21 protein-coding genes, 2 riboswitches and 1 other annotated feature are annotated in these 24528 nt (G+C 37.0%); of the genes, 17 read left to right on the top strand and 4 right to left on the bottom strand.

Translation table 11 applies throughout. The features are described 5' to 3' along the window. Window positions 1–50 precede the first annotated feature (50 nt). The 5 genes from M3175_RS20220 to M3175_RS20200 all read left to right on the top strand — a co-directional run bounded on the left by M3175_RS20220 (window position 51) and on the right by M3175_RS20200 (window position 4110). Complete coding sequence (locus M3175_RS20220; protein WP_251522975.1) at window positions 51–209, top strand: CxxH/CxxC protein; 159 nt, start codon at window positions 51–53, stop codon at window positions 207–209. Window positions 210–289: 80 nt separating this feature from the next. After that, window positions 290–769, top strand: a complete 480-nt coding sequence (gene rlmH / locus M3175_RS20215; RefSeq protein ID WP_251522973.1) for a 23S rRNA (pseudouridine(1915)-N(3))-methyltransferase RlmH — start codon at window positions 290–292, stop codon at window positions 767–769. A gap of 688 nt (window positions 770–1457) precedes the next feature. Next, the gene (locus M3175_RS20210) at window positions 1458–1919 is read left to right on the top strand and encodes a hypothetical protein (protein ID WP_251522971.1); all 462 of its coding nucleotides are present in this window, start codon (window positions 1458–1460) and stop codon (window positions 1917–1919) included. A gap of 176 nt (window positions 1920–2095) precedes the next feature. Then, a riboswitch (ZMP/ZTP riboswitch) is annotated at window positions 2096–2174 on the top strand. 58 nt (window positions 2175–2232) lie between these two features. Beyond that, on the top strand, window positions 2233–3432 hold the full coding sequence (locus tag M3175_RS20205; RefSeq protein ID WP_251522969.1) for a phosphoglycerate dehydrogenase: 1200 nt from the start codon (window positions 2233–2235) through the stop codon (window positions 3430–3432). A gap of 138 nt (window positions 3433–3570) precedes the next feature. Next, window positions 3571–4110: a phospholipase D-like domain-containing protein gene (locus M3175_RS20200; RefSeq protein WP_251522967.1), complete on the top strand. Its 540-nt coding sequence runs from the start codon at window positions 3571–3573 to the stop codon at window positions 4108–4110. 104 nt (window positions 4111–4214) lie between these two features. On the opposite strand, the gene M3175_RS20195 is transcribed toward M3175_RS20200, so the two are convergent. Further along, on the bottom strand, window positions 4215–4733 hold the full coding sequence (locus M3175_RS20195; protein WP_251522965.1) for a hypothetical protein: 519 nt from the start codon (window positions 4731–4733) through the stop codon (window positions 4215–4217). A gap of 34 nt (window positions 4734–4767) precedes the next feature. Beyond that, a riboswitch (cyclic di-GMP riboswitch) is annotated at window positions 4768–4851 on the bottom strand. A 378-nt stretch (window positions 4852–5229) separates the two neighbouring features. Between M3175_RS20195 and M3175_RS20190 the strand changes: the two genes are divergently transcribed. Both M3175_RS20190 and M3175_RS20185 read left to right on the top strand, forming a co-directional pair. After that, on the top strand, window positions 5230–6165 hold the full coding sequence (locus M3175_RS20190; protein ID WP_251522963.1) for a hypothetical protein: 936 nt from the start codon (window positions 5230–5232) through the stop codon (window positions 6163–6165). A 14-nt stretch (window positions 6166–6179) separates the two neighbouring features. Then, window positions 6180–6521: a helix-turn-helix domain-containing protein gene (locus M3175_RS20185; protein WP_251522961.1), complete on the top strand. Its 342-nt coding sequence runs from the start codon at window positions 6180–6182 to the stop codon at window positions 6519–6521. A gap of 41 nt (window positions 6522–6562) precedes the next feature. Here the strand turns inward: M3175_RS20185 and M3175_RS20180 are convergent, their stop codons facing one another. Together M3175_RS20180 and M3175_RS20175 are read right to left on the bottom strand one after the other, a co-directional pair. After that, a complete protein-coding gene (locus M3175_RS20180; RefSeq protein ID WP_251522959.1) occupies window positions 6563–7189 on the bottom strand; it encodes a histidine phosphatase family protein in 627 nt (208 codons plus the stop codon). Between the two features lie 69 nt (window positions 7190–7258). Next, window positions 7259–9289 carry a sigma-54 interaction domain-containing protein gene (locus tag M3175_RS20175; protein ID WP_251522957.1) on the bottom strand — a complete coding sequence of 677 codons (2031 nt, stop codon included), beginning with the start codon at window positions 9287–9289 and terminating at the stop codon, window positions 7259–7261. Window positions 9290–9499: 210 nt separating this feature from the next. Here M3175_RS20175 and M3175_RS20170 point away from each other — a divergent pair, with 210 nt between their 5' ends. From M3175_RS20170 to M3175_RS20135, 8 genes are all read left to right on the top strand, one after another. Further along, window positions 9500–10930: a YfcC family protein gene (locus M3175_RS20170; RefSeq protein WP_251522955.1), complete on the top strand. Its 1431-nt coding sequence runs from the start codon at window positions 9500–9502 to the stop codon at window positions 10928–10930. A 33-nt stretch (window positions 10931–10963) separates the two neighbouring features. Next, entirely contained in the window at window positions 10964–12136 is a 1173-nt protein-coding gene (iadA, locus tag M3175_RS20165; protein ID WP_251522953.1) for a beta-aspartyl-peptidase, read from the top strand. Between the two features lie 126 nt (window positions 12137–12262). Beyond that, window positions 12263–12877 carry a hypothetical protein gene (locus tag M3175_RS20160; RefSeq protein WP_251522950.1) on the top strand — a complete coding sequence of 205 codons (615 nt, stop codon included), beginning with the start codon at window positions 12263–12265 and terminating at the stop codon, window positions 12875–12877. Next, complete coding sequence (locus M3175_RS20155) at window positions 12870–14570, top strand: GMC family oxidoreductase N-terminal domain-containing protein (RefSeq protein ID WP_251522947.1); 1701 nt, start codon at window positions 12870–12872, stop codon at window positions 14568–14570. Before M3175_RS20160 ends, M3175_RS20155 begins: the two co-directional genes overlap by 8 nt. A gap of 64 nt (window positions 14571–14634) precedes the next feature. Further along, window positions 14635–15162, top strand: coding sequence for a DUF3231 family protein (locus M3175_RS20150; protein WP_251522944.1), 528 nt, complete (start codon window positions 14635–14637; stop codon window positions 15160–15162). 383 nt (window positions 15163–15545) lie between these two features. Then, window positions 15546–16721: a ParM/StbA family protein gene (locus M3175_RS20145; RefSeq protein ID WP_251522942.1), complete on the top strand. Its 1176-nt coding sequence runs from the start codon at window positions 15546–15548 to the stop codon at window positions 16719–16721. 8 nt (window positions 16722–16729) lie between these two features. Further along, complete coding sequence (locus M3175_RS20140; protein WP_251522939.1) at window positions 16730–17314, top strand: hypothetical protein; 585 nt, start codon at window positions 16730–16732, stop codon at window positions 17312–17314. Window positions 17315–17479: 165 nt separating this feature from the next. Continuing rightward, complete coding sequence (locus M3175_RS20135; protein ID WP_251522936.1) at window positions 17480–17758, top strand: hypothetical protein; 279 nt, start codon at window positions 17480–17482, stop codon at window positions 17756–17758. A gap of 85 nt (window positions 17759–17843) precedes the next feature. Here the strand turns inward: M3175_RS20135 and M3175_RS20130 are convergent, their stop codons facing one another. After that, window positions 17844–21350, bottom strand: a complete 3507-nt coding sequence (locus M3175_RS20130; RefSeq protein ID WP_251522933.1) for a bifunctional 2',3'-cyclic-nucleotide 2'-phosphodiesterase/3'-nucleotidase — start codon at window positions 21348–21350, stop codon at window positions 17844–17846. Window positions 21351–21833: 483 nt separating this feature from the next. Then, window positions 21834–22044 (top strand) — a binding site (T-box leader). Between the two features lie 55 nt (window positions 22045–22099). Here M3175_RS20130 and proB point away from each other — a divergent pair. After that, on the top strand, window positions 22100–23224 hold the full coding sequence (proB, locus tag M3175_RS20125) for a glutamate 5-kinase (RefSeq protein WP_251522930.1): 1125 nt from the start codon (window positions 22100–22102) through the stop codon (window positions 23222–23224). Further along, entirely contained in the window at window positions 23221–24468 is a 1248-nt protein-coding gene (locus tag M3175_RS20120) for a glutamate-5-semialdehyde dehydrogenase (RefSeq protein WP_251522927.1), read from the top strand. Before proB ends, M3175_RS20120 begins: the two co-directional genes overlap by 4 nt. Window positions 24469–24528 lie beyond the last annotated feature (60 nt).

Here is a 24528-nt window from a genome sequence, read left to right as displayed (position 1 = left end):
CCACATAGGATTTTGTTGAAGTTTGGAGAATTTTGAAGGAGGGAAATAACATGATTTACTGCTGTGAGGAACACGTAGATCTTGCTATAGATACGATTGTAGATGAGTTTGAGACATTTCCAACCTTACTGAAAGTTGAGGGAAATGAGTTATCAACAACCTGTGAATATTGTCGAAATGATGCTATATATATGGTAGGGAACAAATGATCCTATACAACATGTGGATGAAAAATGTGGACATGTGGATAACTTCTGTGGATATCTTGTTCGTAAAGTGAGGATGAAGTGTGAATATCTCATTATTAACAATTGGCAAACTTAAAGAAAAATACTTAAAGCAAGGTATCGATGAATATTTGAAAAGACTAACGGCCTATGCGAAGGTCGAAGTGATTGAGCTTCCAGATGAAAAAGCTCCAGAGCAATTAAGTGACATAGAAATGGAACAGGTGAAGAATAAAGAAGGAGAGCGCTTGTTAGCAAAAATTTCTCCAGATACATTTGTCATTGCCCTAGCCATTGAAGGTAAGCAACGATCATCAGAAGAACTAGCAGATATGATCGATAAGTTAGCTACATACGGAAAAAGTAAGATTGCCTTCGTCATCGGAGGTTCACTCGGCCTAAGTAAGGATGTATTAAACCGTGCAGATGAAAAGTTGTCATTTTCAAAAATGACATTTCCACATCAACTGATGAGGTTGATCCTGCTTGAACAGGTGTATCGGGCTTATAGGATTAATCGGAATGAACCGTATCATAAGTAAAAGTAAAAGCACGGAGATACTATTTGGGTCAAAGGAGCCTTGCTCGGCCTCTTTATTACGAAGTTGGCTTTAGCTGTTAGAATCGGCAATTCTTTGACCCGGAGATATCCATGTTTTATGATTTTAACTTTTGGGCTGTTAGGGATTGGGTTAAATCTCCAGTCTTATTTAATAGGTGGAAGAATTCCGCTTAATCGATGAATTGAGTGGAAAATAGGTTAAATAGACGGAGTGATTCCGTCTATTTACTAGAAAACCGCAACAATGGGGGACTTTACTTTGCATAACCGGAAAATCTGCGCTTATACAACAAAAAAATAAGCTCATTCTGCAATTAACCGAAAAATCTCCCCTTATTTGACGACTTGTTGAAGTTTCACAAGTAAGGACGAGACTACGCCAACCGCCCTCTTATTAAAGATGGGAAGCTAGAACATCATAATTTTCATCATAAAGGATAAGAATTTATTATGACTTTTTAGAGAAATTGATTGAAAAGTTAAAAAAAACTTTTAAAATATAGATAACTCTATCCTCAAACTCTTCTCCAACACTTTCTCCTCTCCTTCTTTTTTATTTCTTATGTCTTATTTAAAGTTTACCTACTCGAATCTAAACCACATTTAACCTCTTTTTTACTTCACATTAATACCCGCTAATTCTAAAAACTAATAGGAGATGATTCATCGTGGCATCGAATATGTATGCTATTAAATGTCCATGTTGTGGACGTTCTGCATTTGAAGATTATTATTACAAAACTCATGAACAGTACACCACTTGTATGAGATGTGGTTATTATTACACCAAAGTAATTAAGGAATATACCAAAGAAAATATTGAATATAAGGAAGAGATGAGTGAAGGGCACGGTATGTGTATTTTAATAAATAAAGATGGAAGTAGAGAAAACATGATTTTGAAAAGTAGTTTAACAGAGGTACAATTAGAAGAATTAAAATCAAAAATCATGGACCACAATATAAATCAAGATAAAAGCTACTTAGTTTCTTTTGAAAACGGGGAATTTTCGATCCTATTTGGAAACCCGCCAGAAAATTTTTATTTGTCATTTGAAGAGTATAGAGAAAAGATGTTTGCGAAGTATGGAGTTCCGGACTTTGATTTTATGGTTCCGATTGAAGAATAGGTACTAAACAACAAAATTTATTATTAGAAGATATTGAGGATGGAGCGTTTTTCAAATTATCCTTTAAATAATTTAATTAATTTCATGAGATAAACACAATTTGTAAGAAAATTTAAACAAAAACATTTTTATACTTGAAGGCTAATAAAGAAGTTGGTAGAATGTAAGAAATGAAAAAGACTTTGTGTGACTGGCGAAACGCGGATAACCGCGAGGGAGCACATGGTGTCGTAGCCGTTCGCCTGGGCAGAGGTAAGGGTTATAAACCCTTACCTCTTTTTGTTCAAATTTATAATAAAAAAGGAGAAACAATATGAGCCCAATTACATTGAAAAAAGTAAACCAAATTAAAACATTAAATAATATTGCAGAAAGCGGGTTAAAAGTCTTTCGTAAGGACAATTTTGCAGTCGACAATGACTGTGAAAACCCAGATGCAATCATTGCTCGTAGCTTTAATATGCATTCAATGGAATTCGGCAGTAATTTAAAAGCAATCGCCAGAGCTGGAGCAGGTGTTAACAATATTCCTGTCGACAAATGCACAGAGCAAGGAATTGTCGTTTTTAATACCCCTGGAGCAAATGCGAATGCTGTAAAAGAAATGGTTTTAACTACATTAATGGCTTCATCAAGAAACCTATTTGCTGGTGTGTCATGGACCAAGACCCTAGAAGGTGAAGGCGAACAAGTTCCAAAGCTTGTTGAAGCAGGAAAGAAGCAATTTGTAGGAAAAGAAATTAAGGGTAAAACGCTAGGTGTTATTGGATTAGGTGCAATTGGAGCACTTGTAGCGAACGATGCTATTGCTTTAGACATGGATGTAATTGGTTTTGATCCATTTATCTCTGTTGATACAGCATGGAATTTATCACGTACGGTCCAACGTGCTTTAACCATTGAAGAATTGTTTGCAAATGCTGATTATATTACGGTGCATACACCATTAACGGATGATACAAAGGGAATGTTCAATCAAGCTACGTTTAGCATTATGAAACCAGGTGTTCATATTTTGAACTTCTCACGTGGGGAACTTGTGAACGAAATAGATTTGGCGGTTGCGCTTGAAGAAGGAACCGTGGGTCAATATATTACAGATTTCCCGAATGAAAATGTATTGAAAATGGAAAACACCATTTGTGTTCCGCACCTTGGCGCATCAACTGCAGAATCTGAAGAAAATTGTGCGATTATGGCGGGGCGCCAAATAAAGGATTTCCTTGAGACAGGAAATATTAAAAACTCAGTGAATTTCCCAAATGCTTCTCTACCATACTCAGGGAAACAGCGTGTGGCAGCTTTCCACCAAAATGTCCCTGGAATGGTTGGTAAAATTACCTCAGCTCTATCAAGCTATGATTTAAACATTGCTGATATGGTGAACAGAAGTAGAGGAGAATATGCTTATACAATGATCGATATTGATAACAATGTAACGAGTGATATTATTCCTCAGTTAGAAGAGAAAATCAGTTTGATTGAAGGTATTGTAACGGTACGTATACTTTAATAAGAGTTTAAAAAGGGTGATACAAATTTCTGTATCACCCTTTTTTGTGTTTCTAAAAAAGGACGCATTTAAGGTTTATTTAAGATAAATAGTGTAAAAAGGATATAGCTTTAGTGAGAAAAACAAGGAGGTTTAACTTTGAATAGAAAACAAGGAAGGATTCTTTTGATCATATCACTCGTAGTGAACCTACTATTAGTCGGTAAGATCATGATAGATTCAAGTGAAACAGAGTTGTCTTATGCTATTAGCGGATATCAAGGTAACCTAGAGGAAGAACTAATAGAGGTAATTAATAACACCAAAGAAGAACTTAATATTGCGATTTATAACCTAGATAATAAAAATATTGTTGAAGCAATTTCAGCTGCAGCAGAAAGAGGCGTTTCCATTAAAATCATAGCGGATGGGGAAAATACAGAAAACAAAGACAGTAAAAAAATATTCGATGAGCTAGAGGCACTGAATATACCGGTAAAAATAAATACAGATGAAAAAATGCACATAAAACTAACTATCTCAGACAACCAAACCGTCGTAACAGGCTCCTTTAACTACACAAAAGACTCTGCAGAAGATAATCAGGAAGTACTCTTAACCGTAAGTGATACGGAGTTAGCTTTAGCTATGAATGATACGTATAATGAAATGTGGGAGAGTGGGGAATTGGTGGAGTAGTAGGTATAAAGATTTAATTTAATTTAGTTGGAAGATATGGTGTGAAAGGAGATCAAGTAAAAAAAGCACCAAAGAACATGTCTTTAGGGCTTTTTACATAGCTATTATTTATTTTTTGGTTCAGCTTTTCCACCATTTTCGATATGTCCAAGTTTTTTACCATTTGAGTTTTCATTAGTTTGAGATGGAGTAGGTTCAATAAATTCAACAACTTGTGATTCACTACCTTCCCAAGCTATATGGCTTTTTCCAGCTTGCATATCAATATTAAATTCAAATACATATTCCCCAGCGGTTTGAGCTGTATACTCGAGAGTTGATTCATAATATCCAGTCTCTGTATTAAGTGCAAATGACTTTGCTGATACTGGAATACCATTTACTGTCCAAGAGTGATTGACACTAGAACCAGTTTTTAGGGCAGAAGCAAAAAGTGTAACTGTCTCTCCTACTTTTAACTCAAGCTTTGAAGCTTCAAGGGTTAGTTCATGAACATCTTTTACAAACTTACTGTCTATTACTTGAGTCATATCCTCTGTAGTTGCAACTTCCTCAGCACCTACTAAAGGTGCTCCACCCGCAAGTAAAGATAATGCTAATAAAGATGATCCTAGTTTTTTCATTTCTCATTTCTCCTCTTAAATAAAGTATTTTTTTAAATAAGAGGGTCGGTTACACTAGTTGCTCCACATAACCCAAGTGTCCATATAAAGATTATGCTTCATAGCACCCCTATGTAGAGGTTCGGTTACACTACTAGCTCCATATAGTCCTAAGTGTCCAGATATAGACTATACTTCTTTGCTTTTCCCCTATATAAGACAAGTAATTGTCCTATATTGTTTTGATGTTTTTCCCTTTAGTGGCCACTAATTCCAAAACATCATTACTATAGAACTATTATAAATTAAACTATAGTTAAAAGGTACTAATTTTATTCGACATATTTCCTGTGATTTTCGACAGGTATTTTTCATAATAGAGCAGAGAAGAGCTGATTTTGGTTTAACTATTGTGAAGATGAGCTGTCGAAATTCAGGTTGTAAAATACGGACTTTCTATTTATAGTCTAATTAAAGGAATAGGTAATTAGAAATAACTTGCTAGGGGCTAATGAACATGCAAAAAATTAGGGGGAATTTTGTTTTTATCGTCTTTTTACTCCCAGCAATTTTTACGACTATTAAGTTTATTAAAATTCCAAATGGATTTGATTGGTCAATTTTTGCCTTTCTTTGTATTATGGTTATCTTTGATAGGGTGAATCAAAAAACATTCGCTGGGTTTGGATATTCTTTTTTTAATGTCATACTATCGTTAATCATATTTGATGAATATTCAATTGTGTATGGATTTTTCTATCTTTTGGTGGATGGTATCTTAGCGATAGTAGTCCAAAGAAAAGGTAGTTTACAGTCTGTGGTTTCACTTTTATCTATTCATATTATGATCATTATCCTATGTAATGAATTTTATAATGAGATTTCAGACAAATCATACGCTGCAAAGTATGTAACATTATTATTGATGTTAGGTATGAGCCTTTTATTAAAGTATATTTATCTATTCTTGGAAACAGGTTTCATATCTAGTAAATTATTTATTGAAAACTTTGCACCTATTATTTTCGAAGTGTTAATTATTTTTCCAATTCTTTCATTCTTTGATCAAGTGGAAGTGAATTTAGTACTAATTTTATTTCTCTCTTATTATTCTTTTGTTGGTTATGTGCATAGAAAATTTAAAGATGTTAATGAATCGTATATAAGTAAATTGACTAGTCAAATTACAAAAAAGTATAATCTTCAAATTATTATTACGGATTTGAGACATCTTAAAGGAATCTACTATCCTGAGAAAAATATTATAGCCATAGATTGTAAGCTAGACTACCCAGAGCAATTACAGACCATTGTCCATGAAATGATACATTATCGAGTAAATAAAAGGATGAGAATCCCCAGAGGTATAGAAGAAGTAATCACTACTGTATTAGAGGCTATCATCAGCTGGTATTATATAATGACAATAAAGAATAGCCCTGAAATAGAATAGAAAGGGAGAAAAGGATGACAACCCCGTTAGGTCAAGAATTAAGGCGATTAAGATTAGAAAAGAAATTGCGACTTGAAGATGTCGCTAGCGGAACAGGAATTACGATTCAATATTTAAGCATGCTTGAAAAGGGTCATAGAAAATCTGTATCATTTGAGATCATGGCAGATATTTCAAGGTTTTATAGTGTCCCATTGGATTACTTTGTTGAATTTATTAAAGAAGAAGAACAAAAGCAGCAATTATCCGATGTTGAAATCATGTTATGGCAAGCTATTAATGAAAAAGTAAGAGATGAGATATATTTTAAAAAAGGAAATTCTTTAAAAGGTATTTTCGCAAAGCTTTTTAATTGAAAGCTAACACCTCTATACATTCGTATAGAGGTGTTTTTATATTATTGATATCGGTCCCTAAAGGACTTGTCAGCAATCGCTTCTACACTAAATTCACCGTTAGCATACTTAATGACGGAAACACTGCAATTATCATGGTGCGGATAGTCGCTCATTTTTGTTAATTGCATTAAGTAGTTACCGATCGTTACGCCGTGTGAGAAAACGAGTATATTTCCGCCTTCATTTTTGTGCTTATCGATGATTTCTTTAACGATCGAGGTTGTACGTGTATAAAGCTGAGAGTAGCTTTCTCCTTCTGGTGCAGCCATATTTAGGTCGTTAAGGGTAAATAATTGCTCAAGTATATTTCCATATCGCTCGGTGATTTCTGATTCTACAAGTGACTCTAATACACCAAAATTCATTTCTTTCAGGCGTGCGTCTGTCATCGTTGGGAGATTCCGATGACCAACTGCATACTTAGCTGTATCAATGACTCGTTGGCTTTCACTCGTGTATACCGCAGTAAATTCAATATCCTCAAGGCCCATTCCTACAGACTTAGCCTGAGCAATTCCACGCTCAGTAAGCGGGGAATCACAGAACCCTTGCATACGTTTTTCTATATTATATTGAGTCTCACCATGACGTACAAAATAAAGCTTTACTTCTTTTTCGGAGGACAAGCTAAAACACCTACTTTGTATTGTTTAGTTACCAAGAATTTTACCATACCTACAGAAGAATTGTTATTACTATTGACTAATGTAAGAAGAGAGGAGATTTACACCTTTTGAGGTTATTTTTGTACCAGCTCTCCCTCTCCCTTTAATGATTAAGTCTTGAGATTCTAAGAAATCAAGTCGTTTTCTAACTTGTTGAGGAGATAGGTAATATTTAGATTCTTTACTAAATGTAGAAATCCATTCTCTACTAGCTGCTTTTCCAGAATCATTGCATACTTTGATTGCATTTAAAATAAACAAATACTCGTCCTGTTCTAGATTACTTTCAACTAGATTCAAGCTTGAACGATCTGGTGTTATAGAAGGGGTTAGACCATTGATGGGAATGTCATCTGCTGTTATGAGATGATTTTCACATACCGTAAGCATATAATCAACCACACTCTTTAATTCACGGATATTCCCCGGCCAATCATGCTGTAAAAGGAGATTCATTACCTGATTCTCGATTTTTATATTTAACCGATGTTTTTTGATAAAAGAATCAACAAGTAAGGGGATATCCGTTTTTCTCTCTCTTAAAGGAGGGATTGAAAAGGTTAGAACATGAAGACGATAATATAAATCAGAACGAAACGTACCTGCTTGTATTTTATCGTGTAAATTCTTATTAGTAGCAGCAATGATTCGAACATTAATGGGAATAATTGTATCTCCGCCTATTCTACGAATCTCATTTTCTTGTAGAACCCTTAATAAATGGGCTTGAACGGTAAGGCTAATATCTCCAATCTCGTCTAAAAAGAGGGTTCCATTATCCGCTAACTCAAATAATCCCTTTTTTCCTCCTTTTTTTGCCCCTGTAAAAGCGCCATCTTCATATCCAAATAATTCACTTTCTAACAAGCTCTCGGTTAATGCACTACAATTAACAGCCAAAAATGGTCCGTATTTTCTCGGTGATTGGAGATGTATCGCATTGGCAAATAGCTCTTTTCCAGTTCCAGTTTCTCCTTGTATAAAAACGGGGTGTTCTGACTTAGCTAGTTTTCTAGCTATGGCTTTACACTGTAAAATTTGATTATCATTTCCAATAATGTCTTGTAAATCATATTTTGCATATAAACCCTTCTTTTTTAACTGTCGTTGAGCTGTTTTTTCAATCTCAAATGCTTGATTTACACTTTTAAAGGTAGCAACAATGGTATTTTCTATACTCATTTGAGAGCGGAAAATCACCATTTCTACCCCTTTGATGGTGAAAAATTTACTACTCTCAGTCCCTTGTAGGATAAAATCAACAATCTCAGAGGGAAGAAGGCTTCCTATTGGTTTATGCAAGATATTTTGTGAAGAAAGTTGAAATAATGCTTCTAAATGGTGGTTAAAAACGGTAAGCTCTTGCTGTGAATTAACCGCCAATACACCGTCATCAACGGAATCAACGACCTTTTGTAAATGATCGTTCAACAGTTTTGTTTTTTGATCAGCACTTAATAATTTCTTATGTAATTCTACGATATTACGGATGTATCTTTCTGATATCCGAGACGAAATATCAGTATGTAGGTGACAGTAATCTACAAGTTTTAGAATGGTAGTCATATCAAAAAGTCGAACGTGAACATCAATAAGATTTGGAATAAAGGGTGGGCAAAGATGAGGTTCTCCAGGTGTGACTGCTGTGTCAATATCTTCATAATACAATTGTCCTATTTGAAAAGGGACAAATTGAATATGGTTGATACCAAGCTGATATAAAGACTCAATAAATTCTGTGGTTTCTGAAAAATTATCGTTGACTAAAAGAACTTTTTTATTTTCAGGGATCTTCAACAGCTGGTCAATATATTCATGGTGAATCATACGTTTTCCAACAAAGAAATGCTCACATTGTATTTCTAACTTCTCAAAAGCTTCCTGTTTCACTACTTCTGATGAAAAGAGAAGTAACGGCTCCCTTAAAAGAGAGGGGATTTCTTCATCCATTGCATAGCTTTTTACATCAATATAATCACCAAGTAATTGTTGAAGTTGGCCTTGCAACACTTTTTTTGTTGTTGCACCTCCTGCGATTAAAGTAATACAAGGTTTTCTCATAAAAACACTCCTTATACACTTAATTGGTTTAATAGTAAACCCAATTAAGGTCAAAAACAACCAAATAATAAAGGATTAAAATAATAAAACGGCAGTAAGAAAGGGCTTTCATTTCTGGCACATTACTTGCATTAAAGTATATGACCAGACTAATTCTGAAATTTTTAGAATTGAATGGTAAGTGTTTAAATTAAAAAGGGGGATAAATGGATGAGTCAACAGTTAAAGAATTCTGTAATCGTTTCACCGGGGAAACAAAGCACTAAGAAACAAAGAAAGATTAATGTTTTTGCTTTATTATTAGGAATATTATTGGTATCTACGATTCTAACCTATATCGTCCCAGCGGGTGAATATACTCGCGTAGAAGTAGATGGACGTACTGTTGTAGACCCTGATACCTTTCAGTGGAAGGATGCAACTCCTGTGGGCCCGTTTGATATGATTCAGTCTATTCATACTGGAATGGTAGAAGCAGCTAATATTATTTTCTTTGTTCTAATTATCGGAGGTTTTTTTGGCGTATTAAGTGCAACTGGAACCGTTGATGTATTAATCCAAACAATGGCCAATAAACTGACAAAAAGGGAAAAGCTACTGATTCCGGTCATGATGTTATTCTTTGCTATAGGTGGGTCATTAATGGGCATGGCAGAGGAAACACTCGCTTATATTCCGCTACTTATCCCCTTAGCTTTAGCACTAGGTTTTGATACCATTACTGGTACAGCAATGGTGATATTAGGGGCTTCAGCAGGATTTACAACAGCTGTTATGAATCCATTTACTGTTGGAATTGCTCAAGGAATTGCAGAGTTACCTATGTTTTCAGGAATGGGGTATCGACTAATTCTGTTTGTGATTGTCTATCTTGTTTCTGTAATATTTGTGTATCGGTACGCAATGAAGGTAAAGAAAAATCCTGAGATTGGGTTCTATGGGAATTACTCAAAGGAAAGTGCATCGGATTTAGTGTCTACGTCTGTTAAGTTTACAGCGAAGCATAAATTAATTGTTTCAGCCTTTCTTTTAAACTATGTGGTTTTGGCATTTGGGGTTATTAAATACCAATGGTATATTACAGAAATCGCTGCATTATTCGTAGCTTTAACGGTTATTATTGGGTTAATAGGGAGATTATCCGTTGATAAGCTAGTAAGCTCTTTTACAAGTGGTTCTGCGGCATTAATTGGAGGAGCACTTGTTATTGGGTTATCTCGTGCTACGCTTGTTGTTTTAAATGAGGGTTCTATTGTTGACCCCATGTTGTATGGAATATCTGAAGCCATTAAAGATGTACCGGCTTATTTAAGTGTAATTGGGATGTATAATTTTCAAGCTATCATTCATTTCGTTTTAGCATCTGGAAGTGGCCATGCGATGTTAACTATGCCTATTATGACACCGCTTGCTGATTTATTAGACATCACTAGACAAACCGCCGTGTTATCTTTTTCATTTGCAGATGGAATTGGAAATATTATTTTTCCAACAGCAGGTACATTAATGGCTGGTCTAGCTATCGCAGGTATTCCATGGACAAAATGGGCTAAATGGGTGTTGCCATTAGTATTTATTCAATACTTGATTGGTTTAGTAGCTGTGGTAATTGCCCATTTTATTGGTTATGGGCCATTTTAGCTCGTATGGACTGACAGTTAGGAGTGAAAAACTTTGTTAAAGTTAATAAAAAACGGTGAGGTTTATGCACCAAACTATCTCGGTGTAAGGGATATCCTCATTGCAGACGATAAAATTGCTTTTATAGAAGAGCACATAAACATTCCTACTTCTTTTGTTCCTATTGAAGTGATTGACGCATCTGGTCAATTTATCGTTCCTGGATTTATTGATTCTCATGTTCATATTATTGGTGGTGGAGGAGAAGGTGGTTTCAAAACAAGAACCCCCGAAATTATGTTAACCGATATAACGATGTCTGGTGTAACAACCCTAGTGGGTGTACTGGGAACGGATGGAACAACCCGGAGAATGGAAAGCCTTTTAGCAAAGGCACGGGCACTAGATGAAGAAGGTGTGACCTGTTATATCCATACGGGTTCTTATCAAGTACCAGTCAAGACATTAACCACAAGAATTGAAGACGATCTAATCTTAATTGACAAAATTATTGGTGTTGGAGAAATTGCCATTTCTGATCATCGTTCCTCTCAGCCTACGTTTGAAGAAATAGTGAAAATTGCCACAGCAGCTAGAAATGGTGGGATTTTATCTGGGAAAGCTGGACTTGTAGAAATCCATGTGGGCGACGGAGTGGAAAAACTGTCATTGCTAGAAGAAATTATCGAGAAAACTGAAATTCCTGCAAGACATTTCCACCCTACTCATATTAATCGTAATAAGGAGTTATTTGCTGCGGGTATTACGTATGCAAAGAAGGGCGGGTATGTTGACTTTACCACTAGCACCATTCCTCAATTTTTAGAAGAGGGGGAAGTGAAGTGTTCGACTGGATTAAGATTAATGCTCGAAAAAGACATCCCCATTAGCAGTATTACTTTTTCATCAGATGGGCAGGCAAGTCTTCCTTATTTTGATGAAATGGGTGAATTTAAAGGACTAAAAGTGGGGAAAACAGATTCTTTATTCCGGGAAGTAAGGGATGCGGTAATACAGGAAAAAGTCCCTCTAGAGCAAGCACTCCAAGTGATCACATCAAATCCAGCCCAAGTTCTCAAACTATCTCAAAAAGGGAATATTCAAAAGGGGAAGGATGCAGACCTTGTCATTTTAGATAAAGAAACATTAACCATTCAATCAGTCATTGCAAAGGGTCAAATAATGGTGGCACAAGGTTCTCCTTTAATAAAAGGGACATTTGAGTAAATTCCAAAAGTAAAACCTGTACCTAGAAGGTGCAGGTTTTTTTGCTTCCTCAAATTATGTAGTCTATCCTTTCAAATTTCCAAATAAAATTAGAGGATGGGGATTTTGGTTGTAGGGGGGAAGGACATGATCAAACCTTTAAACAGTGAAATTCATGATTCTCATACCGTGATCACCATCAAAGCTGCAGTGGACGCCATTCTTCAGGCTCCTCCAATGGATGAAGTGATTTATGGGTATGTTATAGCGGTTTTGGATCAGACTTTGCCATCTACTATAAATCAAGGAGAAACGATCCCTTTTTCAAAGCAGACAGCTAGTTTATTAGACATGGCTGCTATCCAACTAATGTACTTAGAAAAAGGAAGGTATTCTTACCGTATGTCAGCGTTTCCTAGGGAAGGGGTGTTCTCTACTCTGTCACGTAGTGAGAGACTAAGGGCTATCAACTTGCTAGAAAGACTAGAAGTCCCTTTGGAAAGTTTGCCAGAACCTTTTACCAATAATCCAGGTTTGACCCAAAGTATGAAGAATACGATAACCCAGCTTACGTTTTTGGGCTATTACTCGGAATGGACTGGATATGGCTCAACTCGATTCAATCGACCTGAATATAAACGAATCGAGTATTTTCCAATGGGGTGGATTCAAACAAAATACCCAGGACCAGCTTTTGGATATCGAAAACTCCGTGGTTTATTATTAGGTGTTCCGAACAAAGGGGGAAATCATCATGTCTAATCCAGATGTTATAGTTATTGGTGCTGGAGGTGGTGGTGCAGTGATAGCGAAGGAACTTGGGGAAAAGGGGTTAAAAGTACTAATTGTAGAAGCAGGCCCGTGGTACGGAAATCAAAAATGGCCCAATCCCAATCTTCCATCTGGGGATAAAGAAAGTTCCGAAAAAAGTGATTTAGATATTACTCTATATAGGCAACAAATGAACAAGTATGAGGACAATATGAACAATTTGGTTACAGGTAGATTTCGATGGGGCCCAGCAAATAGAGATCGAGCACCATGGATTCGCTTAGCGCCACATAAGCAAATTATTTGGCAAAGTGCAGGGGTGGGAGGATCCACACAGCATTATACAGCAAATTCTCCTCGTGCGTTTCCATCAGCCATCGACCAATTTTGGCCACTTTCTTATCGAGAGCTCATTCCTTATTATGAAAAGGTAGAAGCCACATTGCCAGTTCACTTTGCCCCAACAACGGCAAAGGAAGAATTATTTTATTTCGGAGCAAAAAGAGCGGGGTGGAACCTTAATGCAACCTTAAACGTTACCAGTCCGGGCTATCGTCCACAGCCCAACGCAATTTTACCTGTAAATAAAGATCTTAACAATATAAATGTTTCACTTGAACAATTATCGTGGATGGAAGGGTGCACCCTTTGTGGTCATTGTATAAATGGATGCCCACATGGACCTTCCGTAGAAAAGGTTGCAAAGAGATCAACCAACGTTAGTTATATCCCTTTGGCTTTGAGTACTGGAAATGTCACGATTAGACCTAATTCGTTTACCATAAAAATCTTAACAGATACCAGTTATTCACGAGAATTACATGCGGCCGGAGTTCGTATTAGAGATACTTGGACAGGAGAAGAGGAAGAACTAAGAGCAAAGGTGGTTGTTCTTGCTGGAGGTAGTATAGAGAGCCCACGACTTTGGTTAAATTCTAATCTCCCGGAAAATCCATGGGTCGGTAAGGGGTTAACAAACCACTATATGGACTGGGTAACGGGTATTTTTAATGAAAAAGACCTTATGTCTATCTTAGGGGAGACTGACATCAATCCTTTTATTGGACATACATGTGGTGCAAGATTTGATTTTCCTGGCTTTGGTTCGTTGCAAACGGCTGGAATGAGCCCAGGACTAACAGCTTCTCTTTCCTATGGAATTAGTCAATTTGGGTGGAGTATTTATCAAAAAGAACAGTCCAAATGGGAATTTCATCATCAACTTGTTGGAAGCAAATTAAAGGATCTAATGGTAAATTACAGAAAAACGTTGAATATCCTAATCATTACAGACGATGAGGTTGATCAGAGAAATGGAGTGAACCTCCACCCTACGGTTAGTGATGAACATGGCCCAGTACCTATCTTGAGCTATACTCCTACGAAAAAATCTATAAAAAAAAGAAAAGAACTGATGAAAATGGCTACTTATGTTTTGCATAAAGCAGGGGCGAAAGAAATAATCTCATCTAACTGGCCAGCAGGAATCATGATTCATTTGGAAAGCACCATGAGAATGGGGTTTGTAGTTGATTCTAATGGTGAAGCTTACCAGGTGAAACAGTTATTTATTGCTGATAATAGTGTTCATTTTAACGGGTTAGGTGGAGTAAACCCGACTCTTACGACACAGGCATTAGCGACACGTACAGGAGAAAAACTATTTGAAAAATACTTCAATTAGTATGATTACTAAATGAATGGTCATGATACTACTATAGGAATTGACTGCCTGGAGGGGTTATCAGATGAATCTTTTTGAGGTGATTCATGACACATTTGAACCATTTTTAGATGGAGAAAAAAAGCCATTAAATGTAATGGAAGTCTCGAATTTATGGTTTTTCTTATTAGGTACGGAAACTACTTTGCGCAACCAGGAACTTGGGTACAATCTAGCTCAGGATGAGGAACTAAAAAGAATCATCTTGGATTCAAAGGAGAATTTACATATTCCCATCAGAGACGAGTTAAGAGAATTTTTGAAAAAGGAAGGAGTTCCACTCCCACAATGTACACCTGAAAAGCCAGTAGGTGATTTTCGTGATATTCCGGAGGGGGCAAAATTAAATGATGAGGAACTGGCAAATTTGCTGTCTTATAATTTAGCTGCTGGAGTTACATATGCTGCTAGAGGGCTTACGGAGTCCATACGAGCAGATGTTGGGTTACTGTTTTCAAAGATTATTATGAAAAAGACACTTTCAGGGCTACAAGTAAAACAATACTTAGAGCAGAAGGAATGGCTACGTGTTCCTCCTTATTACAAATCATAAATAAAAAAATGCAATTAGGTCTTACATATAGTAGGACCTTTTTGAATGTTTTGGGTGTTCATCTAACATAAAATCTTTGTTTACAAAAGTCGTATACATGTTTACTAAATGTAAACAACTCGTATACATTTGTGTTTACATGTATACAAATATGTATACATCCCGGTCTAATCATATGTGTACGTGTTTGTGGTGGTTGTTTACAAATGCGTTTACATAAATCCCTTTGTTTACAAGCTGTTTACAGGTTTACAATTTCATTTCTTTTTAGTAAGGTTCATTGAATAATCTAGTAATCTCCTATACGCTTTAATAGAAAGATACATACAAATATTCAGCAACTAGAAGCTATAAATCTATTAAATGAGAAGGGATGATCTATTATGTCAAACTCTAGAATTGCAGCAGTAGATGTTGGAAATGACTCGATTAAAGCCATCTTTGGGGAGATGGAATATGAAATTAATATTCCGAATATTGTTGCCCGGGATACAGAAGATCGGCCAGTCATTGGAATAGAGGAATTGGATAGTAAAAATCCCTTTGATGGCATTCATATTAAGGTTCATTCTCCTGCCTTAAAAGACAATAATGCCATTTATCGAGTAGGAAATCTTGCAACGAAGAGCAGCAATGCAACTGAATTGGACCCGGGAAGCAGCAAATCAGAAGAGGATCAAACATTGGTTATGCTTTTTGCTACCTTGGCATTGGATGCGGTGAAAGAAGAGAATACAGGTGTTTTTCCGAGATCAAAACAAGTGATTGACGCAAATTACACGCTTGGGACGGGCCTTCCACTACGAGAAGTAAAGGAAGGGAAGGATGCGGGATATCGTTCGAAATTAGTCGGTTCAGTCCACCAAGTGGAATTTCTTGTGACACCTAAGTATCAAGGGTTAAAAGTAAATATTAAATTTAACGAAGTGAAAATATATCCAGAAGGTTTTGCGGCTTATATTAATCTTGTGATGGATACCCAGCTGAAGATTATTAACAAGGATTTAATTGATAAAAGAATTCTTATTCAGGACATTGGAGGACTTTCCACAGATATTGCAGTGATTAAAAATCGTAATGTCGATGATGATAAGGCACAAGGGTTTAATTTAGGCGTTTCTGAATCTCTAGAAGCCATAAGAGAAGAAATAAGAACAAAACATGGGGTCGAGTTAGATAGCCGTCGTGATGTTGTAGAAATTATCACCAGAAAAAATGATCGTAATCATATTATGGTGAAAGGCAGTCGTACGAGTGTTCATGATATAACGGATCGTATCTTACTGGAGCTGGCCAAGAAACAATACCGTTTGTTAAGGAATATTTGGCAAAAGAACTCTCAAACGGAAATATGTTATTTTGTTGGTGGCGGCGCACATGTATTAAAGGATTATATTAAAACACTAAATAATAATTTAGATGGTTACAATATTGAATTTTTTGAAGATGAAAAAGAGAGTATTTGGATGATGGCTAATGCCTACTACAAGCTTATTACGGATTATGTGAGAAAAGTTGAAAAGCCTAAGAAAGCCCAAGAACCAGTTAAGAATTCATAGGTGATGATATGAAAAGATCAGCTTCCAATGAAGTGAAGAGAGGCCAAGCAATCTCCTTTCGAATTCCATCTGATACACCAGACCATTTATTAAAGTATTTACAAAAGTTGAAGGAAACCGAAAGAAGAAATTTTTCTAGTAAAATAGCTGAATTTGTCATGCAGGGAGTAAGCCAGTCTTCATCCAGGGAGCAGGAAACAATCACGATTCCCATTCCTCATAAATTAAGCAAATCCCAACGAAACTGGTTAAAGCATGAGCATTCAGAGGCTTTGCTTGGAAGTATCATGTACCAGCTGTTAACGGATCCTGTTCGAGCCACTGCCTTGCTCGCGTCCTTAAATAGTAATGCTCTAGATATCTCTGAAGCACTATATTTACAGGAAGAGGATTCTAATCTTGATGCGCATTTCATCGAGCCTATCCCTGAAATAGCCGTTTCAAAAGAGCTAGAGGCATCAGAAGACGATCTAGATGCCTTTAGCTGGGAAAGTATCAGCCATGAAGAACTTGAAGAAACGGACGACGAGCAAGATCATGAGAATGACCTTGATAGTCTTTTAGGTGATTTTCTTTCCAAAATGAATAAATAGCCATACCTGATCCCTTTGTCTATTTCTAGATAAAGGGATCATTTATTTTCCTAAAAAATTTCCCAGGAAGTATTAATAACATAGGTAAAACATGTAATATACTTCTTTATATATTAAGATTTTGATAATAAGTAAGGGACAAAAGCTTTTATGGAGGAGAAACAAGTGAAGCTATTTTTAATGATTACTCAAATCCTATATGTTTTATCTTTACTGCCTTGGTTTGTTATTTGGGGTATGTCTTTTATGAGCTTTGATGCAGGGATTGGTTTCTATAATTCTTTATTTGTCTTAATTATTACCTTATATCCGGTTGCAATTATTGTTAGCTCTATCCTTTCTTGGGTATTTCATCAAAAAAGAAAGAAGCTTGCCGTTATTCTTAATCTAGTTCCGATGGTATGGGTGATTGCCTTTGCCGTATTTATGTTCTGGAATAGCTAAAATAAATGCCCCCTATTAAAGGGGGCTATCGTATAGCAAAGTGAAAAAGCTCTCAAGAGAACATGGTCTCCTGAGAGCAAGGGTATTAGTTTACTCTTTTAATTCTTCCTTCAGACTTATAGTCGATTGCAGAAGTTAATGATTTAACATACTTTACCGTCGCATCTAAATCTACATCTCCTACTTCCATATCAGTAGAAAGCTTTCCGATGCTTGTGCTGATATTGCCGTACATATAGTTGTTTACAACCACACTATATTCTTTAGCTGGGTCAATTGGAGTTCCATCTGGTAAGGTGATATCCACGACTTTTCCAGTTTTTGACGTATTGTCATATGTGTATGTGTACTTGAATCCAGAGATATGGTAGTCAAGCCCTCTTGCTGTAATTTGTTCATCCAGGATGACACGTAAATCGGCACCACTTAGATTCACTTTGTTCAGAACATTACCAAAAGGCTGAATAGCGAAAAGATCACCGTATGTGACTTCACCTGCTTCAAGAGGAGAGCGAACTCCACCGCCGTTCATTAACGCAAAGTCAGAATCCATTGCCTTTTTCATGCCATCAGCGATTAAGTTACCTAGAGGTAGATCACTATTTTGGCTAGCAACAGTTGGGTATCCTTTTTCAAGAGTCGTAAGAGATTGTCCTATCACCTGTGCTTTAATAGGTTCTACCTTAGCGGCATACTTTTTCATAATGTCAGCAACTTTTGGATCTGGAGTGTATTTATCTTGGAAAACCGTTTTAATTTCTGCTGATTTCTTGAAAATATCTCCTGTGAAAGGATCAATTTCTAAGTCTACATCAGAGAATGCAGAACCGTAGGAATAGGCTTGTACAATCAGCTTATTATCAACAACACGGTTTACTTTCACATGGTTGTGGGCAGCAAAAATGACATCTACTTCATCATTCACTTGTTCTGCGATTTTACTAGCATCATAGGAATCTGTATAGCCTGTTTGTGTAGCTGGATTATGTGCAAGAACAACAATCGCTTCTACATCTTGAGCTTTTAATTCAGCTGTGTACTTGTTAATGGCTTCTACTTCATCTGTAATTTGAAGAGTCTCATTGCCTTTTCTAACAATCATAGAAGGAGTTTCTTGAGTAACAACCCCGATCACACCAATCTTTTGTCCACCCGTCTTAAGCACGGTATATGGTTCAGTAATTAACTCACCGTCTCTCGTATCATAAGCATTTGCTGCCACAAGAGGGAAGTTGATCCCGTCATAACCAGGGTTACCGTTTGGATGGTCTCCACCATTGATGATACGTTTTAATTCATCAATTCCTTCATCAAACTCATGGTTTCCTAGAGTACCAGCATCAAATCCGATTGCCTCTAGAACTTCAATCGTTGGTTCATCTTGGAAAAGGGCCGAAATTAGTGGGCTTCCACCGATCATATCTCCAGCATGTAAAATTAACGTATTAGGATTAGTTGCTTCTTCTTGTTTTAGAGCACCAGCTGTATATTCAATTTGTCCAGCTTTGGAACCAGAAACGGTTGTCACCGTATCTAATTGACCGTGTAAGTCATTTACACCTAAAAGCTGTACCTTCACTCCGCGGTTTAGGTCAATATTGAAAATACCAAATCCTTTTCCATCTGTTTTGCCAGTATAAGAGAATGGGCTATTTTCACCAATGTATTGCTCAGCCTTTGGTGAAGTTGTAAAAGTCACATTCACATCACCTGAAATAGGTGCGATTGACCAATTGTTATCAGCAGTAGGTGTAATTTCTTTTACTTCAGAAATATAATCCATTAAAATTTGACGGTTTTCATCTGCTGAATCAACAACAAGTTCACTGCCCTTTAGCCCTGGGAAGTTACCGCCGCCACCAGCACGGTAGTTGTTAGTCACCACTATAAAATCTTGCTCGGGGTCAACAGGTTCTCCGTTGTACTCTAGGTTTACGACACGACTAGATTCAGGGTTTAATAGAGCACCATTTGTTCCATACTTAGCAGGTTGTGTAACGTCAATTTGATAAGAAACACCATCAATTACGTCAAAGTTATACACTGGGAAAGCTGGGTTTAATAGTTCTTGGGCAGTTGTTACACTAGGATCAATTTGATTATATTTCCCTGCAGTCATTTCAATCCATTCCTTAACAACAGAACCTTTGACCTTCACAGCTTTTAATGTGTTGTCGTAAAGGTATAAGTCACCTGCGCTACGAATCGTTAAGTCACCTTTTTTAATTTCTGTATATTCATCCACACCGTTACGTCCAGCTTTAAATGGCGCACCAACGGATAGAATAGGAAGATCTTTTAATTCTGGTTTGTTTAGACCAATATATTTTTCTACATACCATTTTTGTGCATTTGTCACCACTTGAATAGATGGATCATCTTGCACAAGAGCAAAATAGCTATAAATATCATCGGTAGTTGTTCCGATAGGAGTGTTTACATATTCAATGGTTGCATCGTGGTCAGCTTTTACTGCTTTCACAATTTTTTCATCTGGCTTTACTGAATCGATGGCTCTTGTTGAAGATTGAGAGTCTGCAACAGACCATTTTCCTTTTACCTTTTGTAGGGTAAGGTCGATAATACCTAAAGCTCCACCACCGTAACCAGCTTGTACAGCTGCAACGCCATTAATAGTTCCTTTTGCATTGTTAACTCCAGGCAATGGCTTACCGTCAGCTCCCTTAAATAGAGCATCTAAGCTTGCTTCATTTGCAGCTGGGAATACCTTGTGTGTGTGTGAGAAAGTTATGGCATCAATGCCTGCTACCTTACTTAATGCATAAACCGTATCTTCTGTGTTTGTTTCATTGCTGCTGAAGCCAGAGTGAGCCATTGCAACAATTACATCAGCTCCTTCTTCCTTCATCATTGGAACAAAACGTTCGGCAGATTCTACGACATTCTTTGTAATAACCTTGCCATCTAAGTTTGCTTTATCCCACTCATTAATTTGAGGAGGGACAAATCCGATATAACCAATTTTAATAACAGCTGTTTTGCCGTTTTCATCCGTTACTTTTTTCTCAACAATTTTATAAGGAGTATATTTATTGACATCATTTGTTGGGTCGTTATCATGATCATCTACAAAAACGTTCGCATTAACGAACGAGAAGTCCGCATCATCATATACTTCATCAAGATATTCTAACCCGTAGTTGAACTCGTGGTTTCCAAGGGTTGCCATATCATAACCCATTAAGTTCATTGCTTTAATAGCTGGGTGAACTTCTCCATCCTCTAACGGGTCAATCTTGGCTTTGTAAGTTCCAAGAGGAGTCCCTTGAATAAGATCACCATTGTCTACTAGTACAGAGTTATCTACCTGTGCTCGTGCTTCTTTTACAAGTGTCGCAGTTTTTGCCAAACCTAACTTTGGAGCGGCTGCATTTTTGTAATAATCAAAGTCTAATAGATTCGTATGAATATCAGTTGTCTCCATGATACGAAGTTCAACTTCTGATTGAACTTTGTCAACGGAAGGCTTTGCTGCAAGTACATTGGTTGGTATTAACGGTGCTGCGATCATGCTGAGAGCGAGTGTGCTAGATAAAATCTTTTTACCCTTTTTTTTGCTTTGCAGTTTCATTCGATCCACCCATCCTTATTCTATTATTGAGATATTTAGGGTCTCTAAGGTGTAATATAGCATGGTTATTGTTAAGGTGGTGTTAAAAAATTGTTAGGTTTATAAAGTTGATTATATAGTCCTAATTTATAAAATATTCGACAAATTTCTCTTAGATACAACTACCTTTTAATAAAATAATCAGGTGGGTCTATATGATTAGTTTTTTAAAAATGGTACAAAATGGTATGTGTGGTTTATTAATAGATGAAAATAGAAGAAGAGTTTAGAACCGCTAAAAAGGTGTAAAAATCATACCAATGTATCGGTAACAAAAGGAAGAGATAGGAATAAAAGACCTTTTGAGGAGAAAACAACCATATTTTGTCATAGTAGGTTATTATAGATAACAAATTTGTTGCCAATATAGGGGAAGTATAATAATGAAGGATTCTCTTGACGAGTTGGTCAGAAGAATTTATAATATTCTGCAAAGAAATGAACGAAGAAGCGATGAGAGGAATTAGTATATCTTGTACATGTGTAAAGAGAGTGGGGGCCTAGGCTGAGAGTCCCTGCCACCGCTGGCAGATAGAACCTGTCCTTGAGCAGTTAGCAAAAACTAACCGTTTCCCCTCGTTACGGGGTTTTGAGAGGCAACCCATTTAGGGCTGCTAAAAAGGTGGTACCGCGGATAAACTCTTCCGTCCTTTTAAGGATGGAGGAGTTTTTTTATTTAGACGGAGAAATTAAAAGAATGAGGGATAGAAGTGGCCAAACAGCGCATTGTTGTAAAAATTGGGAGTAGTTCGTTAACGAATTCGCAAGGTGGACTATCAAAGAATAAGATTGCAGAGCATGTGGCTGCACTTTCTAAGCTGAAGAAGGAAGGAAACGAAGTGATTCTTATTTCTTCAGGAGCAGTAGCTGCAGGGTTTTCGGTTTTAGGTTATCAGACAAGACCTGTGACCATTGCTGGTAAGCAAGCAGCTGCCGCTGTGGGTCAGGGATTACTCATGCAAAGCTATTTTGAAGAGTTTCAAAAAGAAGGAATCGTGTCAGCACAGCTTCTTCTAACAAGAAATGATTTTTCCCAACAAGAACAATACAATAATGCCTATTCCACATTATCCGAGCTTTTGAAACGTGGGGTCATACCAATTATTAATGAAAATGATTCGGTTGCGGTAGATGAACTAACATTTGGAGATAATGATATGCTTTCTGCTTTGGTTAGTGGGTTCATTCATGCTGATACGCTCATAATTCTTACAGATATTAATGGTTTATATGATGGAAATCCACGCAAGGACCCAAATGCTAAAAAGTATAATTTCCTCCCTGAGGTAACAGAGGATGTGTTAGAGGTAGCGGGAGGCTCTGGTTCAAAGGTCGGTACTGGTGGGATGCGTTCGAAACTTGAGGCAGCAAAAACGGCATTGTCTGTCGGTGTGAAGGTGTTTATCGGCAAGGGAGAAGGAACGGATAAGCTATTAGATATTGTTACTGGTAAGGGTGATGGCACCTATATTGGCTATAACCTTGGGGCGTCTTTAAAAAGTAAAAAACAGTGGATAGGGATTCATTCACATATTGCTGGACGAATTGATATTGATTCGGGGGCAGAGCATGCCGTCATTCATCAAGGTAAAAGCCTGTTGCCAGCAGGGGTAAAACATGTTGAGGGTTCCTTTACACGTGGTGAAGTGGTAGAGGTATGGAATGAAAAAGGAGAGTTAATTGGCAAAGGGCAAATCAATTATACAGTTGAAGAGCTATCCAAAATTAAAGGACTTTCAAGCAAAGAAGCCAATATAGTAAATATGCATAATCGAATTGAAGTCATTCATAGAGATAACTGGGTTACTTTTACAAAGGAGAGGAAACAAAGATGACAGAATTATTAGAAAAGGCACGTCTCGCAAGTACTCTAGCAACTAGCTTAGCTCTTTGTACCACCAAGCAGAAAAACGATGCATTGCTTCTTATAGCTAATCAATTATTAGAGGACATCCCTTTTATTTTACAAGAGAATAAGAAGGATATTGAGGCTGGAAGGCAAATTGGGATGGAGGATAATCTCCTTGATCGTCTAAAATTAACAGAAGAACGTATTCAAGACATGGCAGAAGGAGTCAGACAAGTAGCTACCTTACCCGATCCTGTTGGGGAGATTTTGGAGGGGTGGGATCGCCCGAATGGACTTCATATTGAGAAAGTCCGAGTTCCTCTTGGAGTAGTCGGAATGATCTATGAAGCAAGACCAAATGTGACGGTAGATGCAGCAAGTCTTTGCCTAAAAACAGGTAATGCGGTGTTGTTACGTGGAAGTTCATCTGCGATTCATTCAAATAAAGCGATTGTGGCAGTTATTCACCGTGCACTTGAAAAAAGCGAGTGTCCAGGGCAAGCGGTTCAGTTACTCGAAGATACAAGTAGGGAAACGGCCTCACAAATGTTTAAGTTAACAGAGTACCTAGATGTACTTATCCCTAGAGGAGGAGCAAACCTTATTCAATCTGTTGTAAATAATGCTTCCGTTCCTGTTCTTGAAACAGGGGTGGGAAATTGCCATATTTATATTGATGAAAGTGCTAATCATAAAATGGCCATTGATATTGCCGTTAATGCGAAAACTCAGCGTCCATCTGTGTGTAATTCGGCAGAAACGATCCTTGTTCATCAAAAATGGGCAGATCAGCATTTAGAGGATTTAATTAAAGCGTTACAAGAGAAAAAGGTAGAAATACGAGCAGATGAAAAGGCAAGAAAAATCGATAAAGATTTACTTCCTGCTAGTGAGGAAGATTGGGAAACAGAATTCTTAAACCTAACAGTAGCCCTGCGTGTGGTTTCTCATGTTGATGAAGCAATCAGTCATATTGCTAGCTATGGATCAAAGCATTCAGAAGCGATTATTTCAGAATCTGCTGAGAGTGTAGAGGCATTCTTTAATAGAGTAGATGCAGCAGCCCTCTATCACAATGCTTCTACAAGATTTACCGACGGCTTTGAATTTGGATTTGGAGCAGAGATAGGGATTAGTACGCAAAAGCTTCATGCTCGAGGTCCAATGGGCTTACCAGCTCTTACTTCTACCAAGTACATTGTTCGTGGAACGGGACAAATAAGAGAATAAGGACGTTAAAAAAAGAGTAGCCAGAATCTCGGCTACTCTTTTTTTGATTAAAATTTTCAT

Source organism: Robertmurraya korlensis, assembly GCF_023715225.1.
Classification (GTDB): Bacteria; Bacillota; Bacilli; order Bacillales; family Cytobacillaceae; genus Robertmurraya_A.
This window is presented reverse-complemented; position numbering and strand designations above follow the sequence as displayed.

What these genes read in the sequence shown, in the direction of transcription:
- M3175_RS20220 (WP_251522975.1), top strand. Translation starts at nt 51, where the DNA reads ATGATTTACTGCTGTGAGGAACACGTAGATCTTGCTATAGATACGATT.
- M3175_RS20205 (WP_251522969.1), top strand. Translation starts at nt 2,233, where the DNA reads ATGAGCCCAATTACATTGAAAAAAGTAAACCAAATTAAAACATTAAAT.
- M3175_RS20195 (WP_251522965.1), bottom strand. Translation starts at nt 4,733, where the DNA reads ATGAAAAAACTAGGATCATCTTTATTAGCATTATCTTTACTTGCGGGT.
- M3175_RS20190 (WP_251522963.1), top strand. Translation starts at nt 5,230, where the DNA reads ATGCAAAAAATTAGGGGGAATTTTGTTTTTATCGTCTTTTTACTCCCA.
- M3175_RS20185 (WP_251522961.1), top strand. Translation starts at nt 6,180, where the DNA reads ATGACAACCCCGTTAGGTCAAGAATTAAGGCGATTAAGATTAGAAAAG.
- M3175_RS20175 (WP_251522957.1), bottom strand. Translation starts at nt 9,289, where the DNA reads ATGAGAAAACCTTGTATTACTTTAATCGCAGGAGGTGCAACAACAAAA.
- M3175_RS20170 (WP_251522955.1), top strand. Translation starts at nt 9,500, where the DNA reads ATGAGTCAACAGTTAAAGAATTCTGTAATCGTTTCACCGGGGAAACAA.
- M3175_RS20160 (WP_251522950.1), top strand. Translation starts at nt 12,263, where the DNA reads ATGATCAAACCTTTAAACAGTGAAATTCATGATTCTCATACCGTGATC.
- M3175_RS20155 (WP_251522947.1), top strand. Translation starts at nt 12,870, where the DNA reads ATGTCTAATCCAGATGTTATAGTTATTGGTGCTGGAGGTGGTGGTGCA.
- M3175_RS20150 (WP_251522944.1), top strand. Translation starts at nt 14,635, where the DNA reads ATGAATCTTTTTGAGGTGATTCATGACACATTTGAACCATTTTTAGAT.
- M3175_RS20145 (WP_251522942.1), top strand. Translation starts at nt 15,546, where the DNA reads ATGTCAAACTCTAGAATTGCAGCAGTAGATGTTGGAAATGACTCGATT.
- M3175_RS20140 (WP_251522939.1), top strand. Translation starts at nt 16,730, where the DNA reads ATGAAAAGATCAGCTTCCAATGAAGTGAAGAGAGGCCAAGCAATCTCC.
- M3175_RS20130 (WP_251522933.1), bottom strand. Translation starts at nt 21,350, where the DNA reads ATGAAACTGCAAAGCAAAAAAAAGGGTAAAAAGATTTTATCTAGCACA.
- M3175_RS20120 (WP_251522927.1), top strand. Translation starts at nt 23,221, where the DNA reads ATGACAGAATTATTAGAAAAGGCACGTCTCGCAAGTACTCTAGCAACT.